Source organism: Streptomyces sp. NPDC007863 (genome assembly GCF_040633895.1).
In the GTDB taxonomy this organism is placed as follows: Bacteria; Actinomycetota; Actinomycetes; order Streptomycetales; family Streptomycetaceae; genus Streptomyces.
The window spans coordinates 19,267-33,973 of record NZ_JBEYEI010000027.1 but is presented as its reverse complement, the minus strand read 5'-3'; the positions used below and the strand labels follow the sequence as shown (position 1 = coordinate 33,973).

General features: G+C 75.3%; 13 protein-coding genes and 1 pseudogene. 4 read left to right on the top strand and 10 right to left on the bottom strand.

What is annotated here, in order from left to right; all coding sequences use genetic code 11:
- Window positions 1-5: 5 nt before the first annotated feature.
- The 9 genes from ABZ621_RS33135 to ABZ621_RS33095 all read right to left on the bottom strand — a co-directional run bounded on the left by ABZ621_RS33135 (window position 6) and on the right by ABZ621_RS33095 (window position 11,014).
- Window positions 6-950 (bottom strand): NAD(P)-dependent oxidoreductase, encoded by a 945-nt coding sequence (locus ABZ621_RS33135; RefSeq protein WP_360610179.1) that lies wholly within the window; start codon window positions 948-950, stop codon window positions 6-8.
- The gene (locus ABZ621_RS33130) at window positions 947-2,002 is read right to left on the bottom strand and encodes a proline racemase family protein (RefSeq protein ID WP_360610320.1); all 1,056 of its coding nucleotides are present in this window, start codon (window positions 2,000-2,002) and stop codon (window positions 947-949) included. Before ABZ621_RS33130 ends, ABZ621_RS33135 begins: the two co-directional genes overlap by 4 nt.
- Complete coding sequence (locus tag ABZ621_RS33125; RefSeq protein ID WP_360610177.1) at window positions 1,990-2,994, bottom strand: proline racemase family protein; 1,005 nt, start codon at window positions 2,992-2,994, stop codon at window positions 1,990-1,992. Before ABZ621_RS33125 ends, ABZ621_RS33130 begins: the two co-directional genes overlap by 13 nt.
- 23 nt (window positions 2,995-3,017) lie before the next feature.
- Window positions 3,018-3,917 carry a dihydrodipicolinate synthase family protein gene (locus tag ABZ621_RS33120; protein WP_360610175.1) on the bottom strand — a complete coding sequence of 300 codons (900 nt, stop codon included), beginning with the start codon at window positions 3,915-3,917 and terminating at the stop codon, window positions 3,018-3,020.
- Between the two features lie 82 nt (window positions 3,918-3,999).
- Window positions 4,000-5,394: an NAD(P)/FAD-dependent oxidoreductase gene (locus ABZ621_RS33115; protein ID WP_360610173.1), complete on the bottom strand. Its 1,395-nt coding sequence runs from the start codon at window positions 5,392-5,394 to the stop codon at window positions 4,000-4,002.
- Window positions 5,375-5,692: a (2Fe-2S)-binding protein gene (locus ABZ621_RS33110; protein ID WP_360610171.1), complete on the bottom strand. Its 318-nt coding sequence runs from the start codon at window positions 5,690-5,692 to the stop codon at window positions 5,375-5,377. Before ABZ621_RS33110 ends, ABZ621_RS33115 begins: the two co-directional genes overlap by 20 nt.
- A complete protein-coding gene (locus tag ABZ621_RS33105) occupies window positions 5,689-6,864 on the bottom strand; it encodes an FAD-binding oxidoreductase (protein ID WP_360610169.1) in 1,176 nt (391 codons plus the stop codon). Before ABZ621_RS33105 ends, ABZ621_RS33110 begins: the two co-directional genes overlap by 4 nt.
- Before the next feature lie 70 nt (window positions 6,865-6,934).
- Window positions 6,935-9,322, bottom strand: a complete 2,388-nt coding sequence (locus tag ABZ621_RS33100) for a collagenase (RefSeq protein WP_360610167.1) — start codon at window positions 9,320-9,322, stop codon at window positions 6,935-6,937.
- Window positions 9,323-9,553: 231 nt separating this feature from the next.
- On the bottom strand, window positions 9,554-11,014 hold the full coding sequence (locus ABZ621_RS33095; RefSeq protein ID WP_360610165.1) for a tetratricopeptide repeat protein: 1,461 nt from the start codon (window positions 11,012-11,014) through the stop codon (window positions 9,554-9,556).
- 204 nt (window positions 11,015-11,218) lie between these two features.
- Between ABZ621_RS33095 and ABZ621_RS33090 the strand changes: the two genes are divergently transcribed.
- Complete coding sequence (locus ABZ621_RS33090) at window positions 11,219-11,695, top strand: GNAT family N-acetyltransferase (RefSeq protein ID WP_360610163.1); 477 nt, start codon at window positions 11,219-11,221, stop codon at window positions 11,693-11,695.
- A 4-nt stretch (window positions 11,696-11,699) separates the two neighbouring features.
- Here ABZ621_RS33090 and bla read toward each other — a convergent pair whose 3' ends face one another.
- On the bottom strand, window positions 11,700-12,632 hold the full coding sequence (gene bla / locus ABZ621_RS33085; RefSeq protein WP_360610161.1) for a class A beta-lactamase: 933 nt from the start codon (window positions 12,630-12,632) through the stop codon (window positions 11,700-11,702).
- A 178-nt stretch (window positions 12,633-12,810) separates the two neighbouring features.
- Here bla and ABZ621_RS33080 point away from each other — a divergent pair, with 178 nt between their 5' ends.
- From ABZ621_RS33080 to ABZ621_RS33070, 3 genes and pseudogenes are all read left to right on the top strand, one after another.
- Window positions 12,811-13,599: an IclR family transcriptional regulator C-terminal domain-containing protein gene (locus ABZ621_RS33080; RefSeq protein WP_360610159.1), complete on the top strand. Its 789-nt coding sequence runs from the start codon at window positions 12,811-12,813 to the stop codon at window positions 13,597-13,599.
- A 259-nt stretch (window positions 13,600-13,858) separates the two neighbouring features.
- Complete coding sequence (locus ABZ621_RS33075) at window positions 13,859-14,362, top strand: rhodanese-like domain-containing protein (RefSeq protein ID WP_360610318.1); 504 nt, start codon at window positions 13,859-13,861, stop codon at window positions 14,360-14,362.
- A pseudogene (locus ABZ621_RS33070) lies at window positions 14,359-14,601 on the top strand (TSUP family transporter); the annotation flags it as partial. The gene ABZ621_RS33075 and the pseudogene ABZ621_RS33070, both read left to right, overlap by 4 nt.
- Window positions 14,602-14,707 lie beyond the last annotated feature (106 nt).

Below are 14,707 nucleotides of genomic sequence, written 5' to 3'. Positions count from 1 at the left end.
GTTGCTCAGCCGGTGGCCGCCCGGTGGACCGCGACGGCCACGGCGAGATCCTGCCAGGCCATCCCCACGCTCTTGAAGAGGCGGGGAGCGGGTCCCGGCGCCGGCAGGGCCGGTCCCCTGACGAGATCGGCGAGCGTGCCGGTGAGGTGTCCGGCTCCGATCGCCCCCTCCGCCTCGGGGATCAGCAGGTCGCCGGCCTCGCGGAGGGCCGCCGAGCGGGCCTCGACCCACACCTCGGAGCGGCGCACGAGCGCGGTGTCGGTCTCCCGGGCGTCCGGCTCGTGCGAGCCGACCGCGACGACCACCGTGCCCGGCGCCACCCGCCGTCCGTCGAAGAGGGGTTCGCGCGCGGTGGTGCAGCAGACCACCAGGTCGGCCTCGGCCACCTCGCCGGCGGTGCCGGTACGGCCCTCCGGCACGCCGATCCCCCGGGCGTACGCGGCGAGCCCCTCGGCGCGCCGGGGGTCGCGGGCGACGACGGTGACGGAGGCGAGCTTCCGCACCGCGAGGAGCGCGTCGACGTGACCGTACGCCTGCGGGCCGGAGCCGAACACGACCACCCGCAACGGCCCGTCCCCCGAGGTGAGGTGACGGACCGCCAGGGCGGAGACGGCCGGGGTGCGCAGCGCGGTGAGCGCGGCGCCGTCGAGGAGGGCGCGGGGTCTGAGGGTGGCCCCGTCGAGGAGGAGGTAGCTCCCGGTGATCCGGGGCAGCCCGAGGGCGGTGTTGCCGGGCGCCACCCCGGCGATCTTCACCCCGGCCCACCCCCCGGCGGCGGCCGGCATGAGCAGCAGTTCGCCGGCCGGGACGGGGACGGCGGAGCGCGGCGGGCAGGTCTCGGGGTCGAGGCCGTCCCGCAGGACCTGGGCGAGCGCCTCGACGGCGGCGGCCGGGGCGAGCGCCCGGGTGACGGCGCCGCCGTCGAGGTACGGCACCGGCGGGGTGCTCACAGCAGGAACCCCGCGCCGAGCGTGTCGTCCGGGTCGAGCGTGAAGTGCGCCGTGCCGGTGCGGTGGGCGGTGCCGGTGACCTCGGTGACGAGTCCGCCGGCGGGGTCGCCGCCGGGGACGGCGCGGCCGGTGAAGACCGTGCCCGCGACGGACTCGTGGGTGAGGACCTCGCCCTCCTCCAGGCGGCCCTCGTCGGCGAGGAGGGCGAGCCGGGCGGAGGTGCCGGAGCCGCACGGGGAGCGGTCGGTCTGGCCGTCGGCGAAGACGGTGACGTTCCGCTGGCGCGGCCCCCGGTCGGTGTCGGGCAGGTCCTCGTACAGGATGACGCCGTAGACGCCGGAGAGCAGCGGCCCGTCGGGGTGCCAGGTGGCGGGGTGCCCGGCGAGCGCGGTGCGGATCTCCCGTCCCACCCGGGTGAGTGCGGGCAGGGACGCCTTGTCCACGGTGAGGCCGAGGTCGCGGGCGCGGACGGAGGCGTAGCAGGCTCCGGCGTGGGCGAGGTCGGCCTCGACGATGCCGAGGCCGGTGGCGACGGGGACCTTGCGGGCGGTGACCCGGGCGGGCACGTTCCGGAAGGTGACGCCGGTGGTGCGGCCGGCGGCCCGGTGGACGGTGGCGGTGACCCGCCCGGAGGGCACGTCGACGCGGACCGGGACGTCCCGGTCGCCGTCGCCGGACGGGACGAGTCCGCTGTCGACGGCCCAGGCGGCGAGCGCCATGGTGCCGTGGCCGCAGGCGGTGGAGAAGCCGTCCTTGTGCCAGAAGAGGACGCCGAGGTGGGCGCCGTCGTCGTCGGGCGGGACGACGAAGCCGCCGTACATCCCGGCGTGGCCGCGCGGCTCCTGGACGAGGAGGCGGCGCAGCGCGTCCAGGGGGCCGGGGCGGGGGGCGGTGCCGGAGCCGCCGGAGCCGATGGCGGTGGCGCAGCGCTCGGCGACGGTGTCGCCGGGGGCGGGCGGCAGTCCTTCGGCGACGATCCGGAAGGGTTCGCCGGCGGTGTGGTAGTCGGTGACGCGGATCCCGTCCGCGGGGAGGGCGGTCACAGCAGGAATCCGGCGGGGAAGGGGTCGGTGGGGTCGAGGAAGTACTGGGCGGTGCCGGTGATCCAGGCCCGTCCGGTGACGGTCGGGACGACGGCGGGCCGGCCGCCGACGGTGGTCTCGGCGACGAGTCGCCCGGTGAACTCGGTGCCGATGAAGGACTCGTTGACGAAGTCCGTGCCGAGCGGGAGGAGTCCGCGGGCGTGCAGCTGGGCCATGCGGGCGCTGGTGCCGGTGCCGCACGGGGAGCGGTCGAACCAGCCGGGGTGGATGGCCATGGCGTGCCGGGAGCGGACGGCGTCGGAGCCGGGGGCGGCGAGGTAGACGTGCTTGACGCCCGCGACGGCCGGGTCCTCGGGGTGGACGGGCCGGTCCTCGCCCGCGTTGATCGCGTCCATGATCGCCAGTCCGGCGGTCAGCAGATCCTGCTTGTGGGCGCGGTCAAAGGGAAGGCCGAGGGCGTCGAGTTCCACGAAGGCGTAGAAGTTGCCGCCGTAGGCGAGGTCGTAGGTGACGGTGCCGTACCCGGGGACCTCGGTCTTGAGGTCGAGTCCGACGCTGAAGGCGGGGACGTTGGTGAGGGTGACGGAGCGGGCGGCGCCGTCCTCGACGCGGACGTCGACGGAGACCAGGCCGGCCGGCGTGTCGAGGCGGACGGTGGTGACGGGTTCGACGACCGGGACCATGCCGGTCTCGACGAGGACGGTGGCGACGCCGATGGTGCCGTGGCCGCACATCGGGAGCAGGCCGGAGACCTCGACGAAGAGGACGCCGTAGTCGGCGTCGGGCCGGGTCGGGGGCTGGAGGATGGCGCCGCTCATGGCGGCGTGGCCGCGCGGTTCGTACATGAGCAGGGTGCGCAGGGAGTCGCGGTGCTCGATGAAGTGGAGCCGCTTCTCCGCCATGGTGGCGCCGGGGATCACCCCCACCCCGCCGGTGACGACCCGGGTGGGCATGCCCTCGGTGTGGGAGTCCACCGCGTGGTAGACGTGTCGGGTGCGCATGGGCTGTGTCTCTCTCCCTGGGGTCAGCGGAGGCCTTCGGCGAGGACCTTCTCGGTGGCGGCGCGGACGGCGGTCTCGACGGCTCCGGTGAGCGGCAGGCGCGGGGCGCGGGTGGGCCCGCCGTGACGGCCCGCGATGTCCATGGAGAGCTTGATGGCCTGGACGAACTCGATCTTGGAGTCCCAGCGGTAGAGGCTGTGCAGCGCCTTGTAGAGCGGGAGCGCGGTGGTGAGGTCGCCGGCGACGGCGGCGCGGTAGAGGGCGGCGGCGGACTCGGGCAGGGCGTTGGGGTAGCCGCCGATCCAGCCGACGGCGCCGGCGACGGCCAGTTCCAGGAGGACGTCGTCGGCGCCGGCCAGGAGGTCGAGTCCGGGGGCGAGTTCGGCGATCTCGTAGGCGCGGCGGACGTCGCCGCTGAACTCCTTGACGGCGACGATGGTGCCGTCGGCGTGGAGCTTGGCGAGAAGGGCGGGGGTGAGGTCGACCTTGGTGTCGATGGGGTTGTTGTAGGCGACGATCGGCACCCCGGCCTGGGCGACCTCGGCGTAGTGGGCGCGGACGGAGGCCTCGTCGGCGCGGTAGGCGTTGGGCGGCAGGAGCAGGACGGATCCCGCGCCGGCCTCGGCGGCCTGCTCGGCCCAGCGGCGGGACTCGGCGGAGCCGTAGGCGGCGACGCCGGGCATGACGCGTGCTCCGTCGCCCGCGGCGGCGACGGCGGTGCGGACGACGGCGGCGCGCTCGGCGTCGGTGAGGGTCTGGTACTCGCCGAGGGAGCCGTTGGGCACGACGCCGTCGCAGCCGTGGGCGATCAGCCACTGGACGTGCTCGGCGTAGGCGTCGAGGTCGATGGAGAGGTCCTCGCGCAGCGGCAGCGTGGTGGCGACCATGATGCCGTGCCAGGGGCGGATGCGGGTGTCGGTCATGATGGCGTACTCCTTTGTAGTGTGTGACATTTTACTAAGGGGTGTGCGGCGGCCACAAGGGTGTGACCACCACGGAAAACGGCTAGTCGGCGGGGAGTTCGGCGAGCTCCCCGAGGCGCACCGGACAGGCCAGCGGGCGCCGGTCGGCGGCGGGTTCGCCGCCGGCGAGCGCGGCCACCGCCGGACCGCACATGCGGCCCTGGCACCAGCCCATCCCGGCGCGGGTCAGCAGCTTGACCGTGCGGGCGTCGGTGGCGCCCAGCTCCTCCACCGCCTCGCGGACCCGCCCGGCCGGCACCTCCTCGCAGCGGCAGACGGCGGTCTCCTCGCGGAGCCAGCCGGTCCACCCGGCACCGGGCCGGTGCGCGGCGCCCATCGCGTCGGCGAAGGCCCGCAGCCGGGCGCGGCGCCGGGCGAGGGCCGCCGGGACGGCCCGTCCGGCGATCGAGTGGGCCGCGATCTCGCCCTCGGTGAGGGCGAGGGGGGCGCCGCCGACCCCGCCGGTCTCGCCCGCCGCCCACACGCCGGGCACCGAGGTGCGCAGCGCGGGGGTGAGGACGAGGGCGGCGGTGCCGTCGGCGGCGGTGCGGGTGGCGCAGCCGAGGGCGGTGGCGAGGGAGAGTTCGGGGACGAGGCCGTGGCCGACGGCGAGCGCGTCGCAGGGGACGCGGCGGCCGGTGCCGGGCACGGGACGCCAGTCGCGGTCGAGCCGGGCGACGGTCACCGCCTCGACGCGGTCGGTGCCGTGCGCCTCGACGACGGCGTGCCGGAGCAGCGGGCGGACCTGGTGGCGGAGCAACGCGCCGCCGTAGAGGGCGCCTTCGGCGAGCTTGGCCGGGTTGCGCAGCAGGGTGCCGGTGTGGCGGGCGTACGCCCCGTATCCGGCGGCCTCGACGACGGCGGGCACCCGGGCGCCCGCGGCGGCCAGCGAGGCGGCGACGGCGAGCAGCAGCGGCCCGCTGCCCGCGACGACCACCCGGCGCCCGGGCAGCACGAGCCCGCTCTTGAGCATGGCCTGCGCTCCCCCGGCGCCGACGACGCCGGGCAGGGTCCAGCCGGGGAAGGGGAGCTGGCGCTCGTACGCCCCGGTGGCGAGCAGCACGGCGCGGGCGCGTACGGGCCGCCCGGCCCGGTCGTCGGTGCGGGAGTGGACGGTCCAGTCGGTGCCGGAGCCGGTGACGCTCCAGACCTGACGGTTCGCCAGGTACCGGATGCGGCCTGCCCGTTCGTAGGCCCGCAGTTCGGCCTCGCGGCCGGCGAAGGCGGCCCAGTCGTGGTGCAGGGCCTGGGGGCGGGTGGCGCCGAGGGCCGGGTCGGGGTGGCGGTAGTACTGGCCGCCGGGGCCGGCGCCCGCGTCGAGGAGGGTGACCGTGCGGCCGAGGGCGGCGGCGGTGACGGCGGCGGCGAGGCCGGCGGGCCCGGCGCCGACGACGGCGAGGTCGGCGCCCTCGGTGGGGTCAGACGGCGAGGTCGTCATGGCCGGTTCCCTCCTGGCTGGTGACGAGGCCGCCGGGGCGGGCGGGGACGAGGCAGGCGCGGCGGTTGGGGGTGCCGTCGACGGTGACGAGGCAGTCGAAGCACTGGCCGATCCCGCAGAAGGCGCCCCGGGGTTCGCCGGTGCCCCGGGTGGTGCGCCAGGCGAGGACGCCGGCGCCCCACAGGGCGGCGGCGACGGTCTGCCCGGCGGCGGCCGGGATGTCCCGGCCGTCGAAGCGGAAGGTGAAGGTCTCCTGCGGTGCGCCGCCGACGAGGGCGCGCGGGGTGCGGCGGCTCAACTCTGCTGCTCCTGGGTCGGGACGTCGGCGGGGCCGAAGTCGCGCTCGGGACGGAAGGGCGCCGGGTCGAGCGGGGGTTCGGCGCCGGTGAGGGCGGCGGCGACGAGCGCGCCGGTGGCGGGGGCGAGGCCGATGCCCGCCCCTTCGTGGCCGCAGGCGTGGTGGAGGCCGGGGACGCGCGGGTCGGGGCCGATCGCCGGGAGGTGGTCGGGGAGGTAGGGGCGGAAGCCGTGGTAGGCGCGGAGCACCTGGACGCCGGCGAGCACCGGGAAGAGCGCGGCGGCCTGGGCGGCGAGCCGGCGCAGGGCCTCGGTCGAGAGCGAGCGGTCGAAGCCGACGCGTTCGCGGGTGGCGCCGATGAGGACGGGGCCGCCGGGGGTGCCCTCGACGACGGCGGAGGACTGGAGGGCGGCGGAGCCGCTGGCCACGTCGGCGATGTAGTCGGCGGCGTAGACCTTGTGGCGGACGACCCTCGGGAGGGGCTCGGTGACGAGGACGAAGCCCCGGCGGGGCAGGACGGGGAGGTGGACGCCGGCGAGCCGGGCGGCCTCGCCGCCCCAGGTTCCGGCGGCGTTGACGACGGCGGGGGCGAGGAGTTCGCGGCGCGTGGTGCGCACGCCCCGGACGGCGCCGGCCGGGCCGCGGAGGATCGCGGTGACCTCCTCGCCGAGGTGGAGCGCGGCGCCGGAGGCGGCGAGCAGCCGGGCGGCGGCCTGCGCGGGCTGCACCTGGGCGTCCTGCGGGTAGCGGAAGCCGCCGGCGAGGCCGGGGGCGAGGTGGGGTTCGAGGTCGGCGAGCCGGTCGGCGGGGATCTCGGTGGCCGTGACGCCGGCCTTCCGCTGGCCCTCCGCGAAGGCGCGGAGGGCCTTGAGGGCGGGCTCGTCGGGCGCCACGACGAGCCCGCCCTTGGGCTCGTACTCGGTCTCCGGCGGGAGTGCCGCGGAGAGTTCACGCCAGAGTCTCGTGGACAGCAGCGCGAGGTCGAGCTCGGGGCCCGCCTCCTTGTCGGAGACGAGCAGATTGCCTTCCCCGGCGCCGGTGGTGCCGCCCGCGACGGGACCGCGGTCGACCACGGCGACGGTGAGTCCGGAGCGAGCCGCGTAGTACGCGCAGGCGGCTCCGACGACGCCGGCGCCGATGATCACGACGTCCGGGGAGTGTCTGTTGGGCACGGCAGTAATATGTCACATTCTTCAGGCGTTGCCCAGGGGCCGGCGGCCCCTGGACAGGACGGGTGTGCGGTCAGCTGCGCAGCGGGCCCTCGCAGCGGAAGTCGGACGTGCCGGCCACGCGGTTGCTCCAGATGTCCACCGGGCCGAACGAGCAGTTCATGTCGGCCAGGTTGTTGGAGGCGGCGCCCGCCCGGTCGAGGATGAAGTAGTCGACCGTCTCCGACATGTCCTTGAAGACCCGGTCGGGGCTGCCGGCGTCCGCCAGGTTGGCGGTGATCCGGCCGGTGCAGACGAAGCGCCGCTTGCCCGCCTCGCCCGCCTCCACGCAGTCGGGGTTGTTGTAGGTGGCGGTGGCGAAGGCGGAGCGGACCGCGGCGACGTCCCAGTCCTTCAGGGAGCCGTTGGCGGTGTAGGTGGTGTTCGGCACGAAGAGCTCGTCGACCTTGGCGATCTGCGCGTCCAGGAAGCGGTCGTACGCCTGCTGGAGGCCGGGGTCGGAGCTGAGCCGCTCGCGCCAGGCGTCGTAGCCGGCCACGTCGTCGTTGCGCAGGTGGGTGTACATCTCGCGGATCAGGGAGGGGCGCTCGGTCCACAGGAACTCGAAGAAGGTGCCCGCGTAGTTGTAGAAGCGGAAGCCGTCGCCGTCGTAGGTGGCGTGCAGGATCTGGCGGAGGTTCATCCGCGGGCCGCCGCCGGCCGTGTCGTTGATGATGCCCCGGACCAGGGACTTGCGGACGGCGATGCCGTTGTCACGGGTGGCTCCGTCGAAGAACTCGGCGGTGCCCTCGTCCATGAAGGTGGTCCGGTCGCCCTGGTACCAGGGACCCTGGCCGAAGAAGCCGGGGACGGCGAAGCGCCCGTTGAGGTAGTGGGCGTACTCGTGGCGGAACAGCTCCTCCAGCGTGAGGGAGGAGTCCTGCGGGACGCGGCGCTGGTACGTGTAGAAGGTGGCGCCGTTCTCGATGTAGATGCCGCCGTTGTTCGTGTCGTACCCGGTCAGGATGGGGTGGTAGTTCTCGTAGTCGGCCCGGGAGCCGTACAGGACGATGTTCAGGGTGGTGTTGGGGTCGCCGGCCAGCGGCTGCTCGCTGCCGACCACCCGGTGGAAGTGCGCCTTGACCTGCTTGCTCGCGTAGTACAGCTGGTCGACGGTGGCGCGGTCGAGGCCGGTGCGGACCTTGAGGGCGGCGCCGGTCCCGGTGTCGTAGGTGTAGGTGTACGGGAAGATCCGGGCCTCGATGTCGGCCTTGCAGACGTTGTACGGGGCGCAGGCGTCGTAGAAGTTCAGCCAGGAGACGATCTTGGCCCAGGGCTGGCTGCCGGAGCCCCAGGCGGACTCGACGGGACCGATCATCGCGCCGAGGTCGGCGACGATGCCGTCCCGCAGGCCCGCGACCTCGCCGAAGCGGCCGTACTCGCTGAGCGCGTCGCGGGCGACCCAGGCGTTGGCGGTGCCCTTGAGGTGGGTGTAGCCGGCGAAGGCCTTGAAGACGGCGCGGTAGGCCGGGTCGGCGGCGACGGCGGCGTGGAAGGCGGCGTCCTGGTTGCCGGAGTAGATGCCCAGGTAGTTGACGGAGAGTCCGGCGAGGGCGGCGCCCGCCCAGGTCGGGTCGAGGTTCGTCGCGGGGTGCGACGGGTCCATGGTGGCGAGCACCTTGGTGATGAGGCCGAGCTGGTGCTGGCGCAGGCCGGGGGCGCTGCCGATGTAGAGGGCCTCGCGCAGGGTGCGGGCGTTGGACGCGGTGACGTCGAAGGTGCGGGCGGCGGAGCCGAAGGCGGCGATGGCGCGGCGGACGGCGTCGACGGTCGGGGCGTCGGTGATGTCGATCTCGTCGCGCGAGAAGTCGTGGTAGGCGACGGCGTGGAGATAGGTGAACATCTCCTCCAGGTGGGAGGAGTTGCGGCCGTCGTGGGCGGCGGCCAGGCCGGATATCCGGTTCGCGACGGCCTGGACGTGGGCGTCGGACATGACCGGGGCGAGACGGGCGTCCCAGGTCCAGATGAGGCCGCTCAGACAGCCGTCGGCGGTGACGGCGGGATCGGCGAGGAAGTCGGCGAAGGCCGCCGGGGAGAGGCCGGTGATGCCGTCGAGGGTGCAGGGCACGCCGGCGGCGACCAGCGCGGGCGCCGCCTGCGCCTTGCTCTTCCCGGCCGTGGCCTTGGTGTCCTTCTTCGCCTGGCCGGGGACGCGGGCCTTGGTGTCGCCGGTGCCGCCGGGGGCGGGCGCCGGGGCGGGCGTGGCCGTACGGGCCTTGGCGAATCGTTCCACCTCGTCGAAGGGGTTCGGCTCGGCGGCGGCGGCGGGCGCGAAGGCGCCGGGCACGGCGGACGGAGCGGCGGCGGCGCGCGGGGCGGGCGTCTCGGCGGCCTGGGTCGCGGCCTGGCCGGCGGAGGCCACGAGGGTCACCGCGATCGCGGTGGCGAGGAGGGAGGAGCGCACGACTCTGTGCTGGGACACGAGGTCTCCTGGATGAGGGTGGGGATGAGGGGGGTCGCGCGGCCGATCAGCGGAACCTGAACGCGAGTTGACGGAGAGACAGCCGTCCGCCGCACGAGGTGTAACATAGTAATGTGAAATTGCACTGACAACCCCTGTGCACGGGTCAGTTGCGACGGCCGGGCGTCCGCCTCCGCGAGGGAACGGGGGGAGGCGGCCGCCCGGCCCCTCATCCGGGGCCGAACCCGCAGGTCAGCGCGGTGCGTTCGGTACGGCTCCGAGCCCGGGCGCCGCCGGCCTCAGCCCCTTCGCCGCACCCTCCGCCCGCTCGCGCGCCACCGCCGCGAGCGCCGCGTCACCGATCGCGTCGGCCAGCCGGGCCCTGCCCAGCCAGTTGTACGGGCTGTCCGGGCGCAGCCCGTCCCGCTCGCTCAGCAGCAGCCGCGCCCGGTCGTGCTCCCCGGCGGCGAGCGCCGATTCGAGGAGCGTCCGCTGGACGGCGTCGCGCTGCGCGTGGCTGCCGCCGAAGACCTGGATCCGGCGCCGCAGCGGCCACAGCAGCTCCACCACGGCGGCGTGGTCCCCGCGCCCGTGCGCCACCAGCGCCTCGCAGACCGGGAGTCCGACCTCGGCCGTCATGGCGTGGTTGGAGAGCGTGCGCCGGTCCCCGCCGCCGTCTCCGTCGGCCAGCCACCGGCGGCGGTCGGCCACCAGCGCCTCCGCCTCCGCGATCCGGCCCGCCCCCACGTACGCCATCACCGCGTGGGCGTCGTTGAAGGCGTAGAACGGCGGATCGGCCCGCGCGGCCCAGGCGTCGGCGAGCCGCTCCCAGCGCTCCGGCTCCTCCCGGCCCGCGAGCCGCAGCCGCCACAACAACGCGGCGGCGTCGAGGAGTTCCATGGCGAGCCCCGCCGACTCCTCGTGGTGGACGGCCGCGTCGTAGACGCGCAGCGCGGTCTCCTCCGCGCCCGCCTCCAGGGCGTACAGCGCGTAGTGCCACCAGTTGTGCACCGTCAGGTAGTTGCCGCGCGCCCAGTCGTCCGCGCGGCCGTCGAGGAAGGCGACGCCCTCGGCGACCCGGCCCTGCATCTCGTACACGTGGGTCACCGCGTGCACCGCCCACACGTCCCTGGGATGCCGCTCGACCGCCGCGAGCCCCGTCTCCTCCGCGCGCCGGTAGTGGCCCGACTCCTCCAGGCCGAAGGCGTACATGCCGAGCAGCGGCCCCCGGTGCTCGTCGGCCCTCCCCCACGCCGACAGGGCGCCGCCGATCCGGTCCCGCAGCCGGACGGCGTCCCCGGTGAGGAAGTCCAGCTGGTGCCCGGCGAAGAGCGCGAGGACGTCCCTCGGGTACGCGAGGGACAGCTCCTCCAGGAGGCCGCCCGCCCCGTGCAGGTCCCCGGCGAGACAGGCGCCGGCGGCGGCCATGTGCAGCCGCTCGCGCGCGGGCAGCGCGGAGGTGTCGCAGCCGGCGAGGAAGCGCTCGAAGCCGGACCGGGCCGCCGCGGCGCCGGTGTGCTCGGTGCCGAGCACCCCCAGATAGGCGGCGAAGGCCTGGGCGTCGGGCGACGCGGGGCTCGCCGCGAGGGCGTCCACGACGGCCGGGGTCACCTCGGGCCGGAAGAAGAGCAGGGCCTCCACGGCCCGGTCCAGATGGGCGGCCCCCTCGGGGGTGCAGGCGTACAGGGTGTTGCCGTAGCGGTCGGTCGCCAACGCGGATCCTCACCTCGGTTCCTCGGATGCTGCCTGGTGCCCGGACGGGCGGGGCGCGGCCCCTCCCGTCGGCACCGGAAGCGTGCCCCGGCCGCTCGCGCGCCACTCTGCCCGCGCCTCGACGCGCCCCCCGCTCCGCCCCGTCCGGCGGCGTGATCCACTGGTCCCGCACCACAGCACGCAGCACGAGGAGAGTGAACGTTCATGTCCGTCGCCGACGACGCCGTCCGGGTCCGTCCGGTCCGGGAGGACGACTTCGAGCAGTGGCGTGCCCTGTACCGGGGCTACGCCGACTTCTACCGGGTCGAGCAGAGCGAGGAGGCGGCGGCGCTCGTCTGGTCGTGGCTCCACGACCCCGGCCACGAGGTGGAGGGGCTGGTGGCCGAGGGGGCCGACGGGCGGCTCGTGGGGCTCGCGCACTTCCGGGCCTTCGCCCGGCCGCTGTCCGCGTCGGTGGGCGGCTGGCTCGACGACCTGTTCGTGGACCCGGCGAGCCGCGGCACCGGCGCCGCCGACCGGCTGCTCGCCGCCCTGCGCGGGATCGGCGCGGAGCGCGGCTGGAGCGTCGTCCGCTGGATCACGGCCGACGACAACCACCGCGCCCGCTCCAAGTACGACCAGGTGGCCACGCGCACGATGTGGATCACGTACGACATGGCCCCCGGGACCCAGGACCGCTAGGGCCCTAGCGCAGCTCCTCGGCCACGATCGCCGCGGCGGCGGCCACCAGTTCGTCCACGCCCGGGGCCGCCTGCTCGAAGCGGGTGGTGAGGACGGCGAGGAGGATCGGGCCGCCGTCCGGCGGCCAGGTGACGCCCACGTCGTTGTTGCCGCCGTACGAGCCGCCGCCGGTCTTGTCCGCGACCGTCCAGTCCGCCGGCAGGCCCTTGCGGAAGCGGGTGGGGCTGGTGGTGTTGCGGAGCAGCCAGTCGGTGAGGAGGCCCCGGTCGGCGGGGTCGAGGGCGCGGCCGAGGACGAGCCTGCCGTAGGTGCGGGCGATGGCGCGCGGGGTGGTGGTGTCGGTGGTCCGCCAGGGCTCGCCGGAGTTCAGCTCGGGCTCCCAGCGGTCGAGCCGGGTGACCGGGTCGCCGAGCGAGCGGGCGAAGCGGGCGATCGCGGTGGGGCCGCCGAGCTCGCGCAGCAGGAGGTTGGCGGCGGTGTTGTCGCTGAAGCGGATGGCCGCGTCGCAGAGTTCGGAGACGGTCAGGCCGCCCGCGATGTTCTCCGGCTGCTTGGTCACCGGGGACCAGCCGGACTTCTCGACCTCGGCGGCGGTGTAGTGGAGGCGGCGGGCCAGGAAGGTGCCGTCGTGGTCGAGGTCGCGCAGGACGGCCGCGGCGGCGAGGGTCTTGAAGACCGAGCACATCGGGAAGCGTTCGCGGTCCCGGTGGGCGATCGTGCGGCCGGTGCGCACGTCGTGGGCGTGGACGCCGAGGCGGGCGTCGTACCGCTCCTCGAGGGCGCGCAGTCGGGCGGCGATCCGGTCCTCGGCCCGGCCGACCGGCCGGGCCGCGGCGTGGGCGGTGCCCGCGCCGGTGAGGCCGAGGGTGGTGAGCGCCGTCGCGGCGCCGAGGGTGAGCGCGGTCCGGCGGGAGGCGCCGGGATTCTGCGGGTGCACGGACGTCCCTTCGCAGGCGATCGTCAACGATCGCTGGTGATCGATTCCGCAGTGCACCACGCAGGGCCGGCGGGGGTCGGTTCCGACACCCCGGGTTACCTGACGGTATGTAATTCCGGCTTCACTGTCCGATCATGGTCCCGGAGCACAGTGCTCCGCGCAGTGCGAAAGGACACGCATGCCATATCGCGAGGGGGAGAGCGGCACGGCACCGACCCTGATCCAGTCGGTACGCCGGGCCGTACGGCTGCTGGACGAGCTGGAGCGGCGCGGGGGCACCGGGAGTGCCAAACAGCTGGCCCGCGACGCGGTGCTGCCGCTGCCGACCGCGTACCACCTGCTGCGGACCCTGGTCCACGAGGGCCTGGTCCGCAACGACAACGGCGCCTACCGGCTGGTCTCGCCGCTGCGCCGGGGCACGGACACCGCCGCCCACGCGCCGGCGCTCGGCATCCAGGCCTGGGTGGACACGCTCAGCCGGGAGCTGGACGCCGCCGTGTACTTCGTGCAGTACCTGGACGGCGAGGTGCGGCTCGGCGCCGTCTCCGGCAATCCGGCGCGGCCGCCCGTCGAGGAGTGGGCCGACTTCCGGGCCACCGCCCACGCCCACGCCGCCGGCCAGAGCCTGCTGCTCCAGCTGGAGCCGGAACAGCGCGACGACCATCTGAGCCGCCACCGGGTGACGGCACTCACCCCGCACACCGTCGCGACGCACGGCGACTTCGAGCGACGCCTCGCGGCGGCCCCGCGGCGGCTGCCGGTCCTGGAGCACCAGGAGTACGCGCTGGGGACCGCCTGCGCGGCGGTGCCGATCACGGTGGGCGCGGAGACGGCCGCGGTGGCCCTGTCGATCCCCGCCGCCGAGGGGGCGCGGCTGCGCGGGCTCGCGGACCGGCTCCAGAAGCGGGCGGAGCAGGTGCTGATCGCGCAGACCTTCGCGGTCGCCGCCGCCGGTCACGAGCCTTGACCCGGCGACCCTCGGGGCGGGCGGTCGGGCCTCCATCGCCGCGAGCCTGCTGCGCCGGCGCGGCTTCGAGGACCTCTCCGACCACCTCGGCGGCTACTCGGCCTGGGCCCTGACGGCGGCGGAGAGCCCGGCCGCCTGAACGCCCGCCCGACCCGCCGCATCCACCCCCACGAACGGAGCCCACCCCGCCACGACCATCCCTCCTCCCTCTCCCCCGCCGTGCTGCACCGCCTCGTGCGGGAGGGCCGCGCCACCGCGCCTGCTCGACGTCCGCACGCCCGGCGAGTTCCGTACGACGCACATACCGGGCTCGTACAACGTGCCGCTGAACGCCCTGCGCGAGCACCGCACCGAGCTGCTCGCCCACCCGGACGAGGAGGTCGTCCTCGTCTGCCGGTCCGGGCAGCGGGCGCGGGAGGCGGAGCGGTCCCTCGCCGACGCCGGGCTGCCGAACCTCCGGGTCCTGGAGGGCGGGATCGTCGCCCGGGAGGAGTCGGGCGCGCCCGTCGAGCGCGGCCCGGAGCGGTGGGACATGGAGCGTCGGGTTCGGCTCGTCGCCGGCTCGGTGGTCCTCGCCACCGGCCTGATCGGCATCGCGGTCCCCGGCATCCACCTCGTCGGGACCTCGATCGGCGCGGGCCTCACCTACGCCGCGCTCAGCAACACCTGCGCCATGGGCGTCCTGCTCTCGAAGCTGCCCTACAACCGCGGGCCCCGCACCGACCTGCGCACCGTCCTCGCGGAGCTGCGGAGCACCCGGTGACGGTGCTCGCCGTCGCGGCCTCGCTGCTGGTGGGCGTCGCCCTCGGCGTCCTCAGCGGCGGGGGCTCGGTCCTCACCGTGCCGATCCTGGTCCACCTGGCCGGGCAGGACGCGAAGGAGGCGATCACGACCTCGCTGTTCGTCGTCGGCGTGACCAGCCTCGCCGCCCTGGCGCCGCACGCGCGGGCGCGGCGGGTGCGGTGGCGGACCGGTCTGCTCTTCGGCGCCTTCGGCATGGCGCCGTACCGCGACCGTCCGCGAGTGACCGGAATCAAGGGACACCGACCGTTTTGATACCCCATGGGGTATTCTGGGGCGGCGGGGGTGACGACGCGAAGGAGGCGGC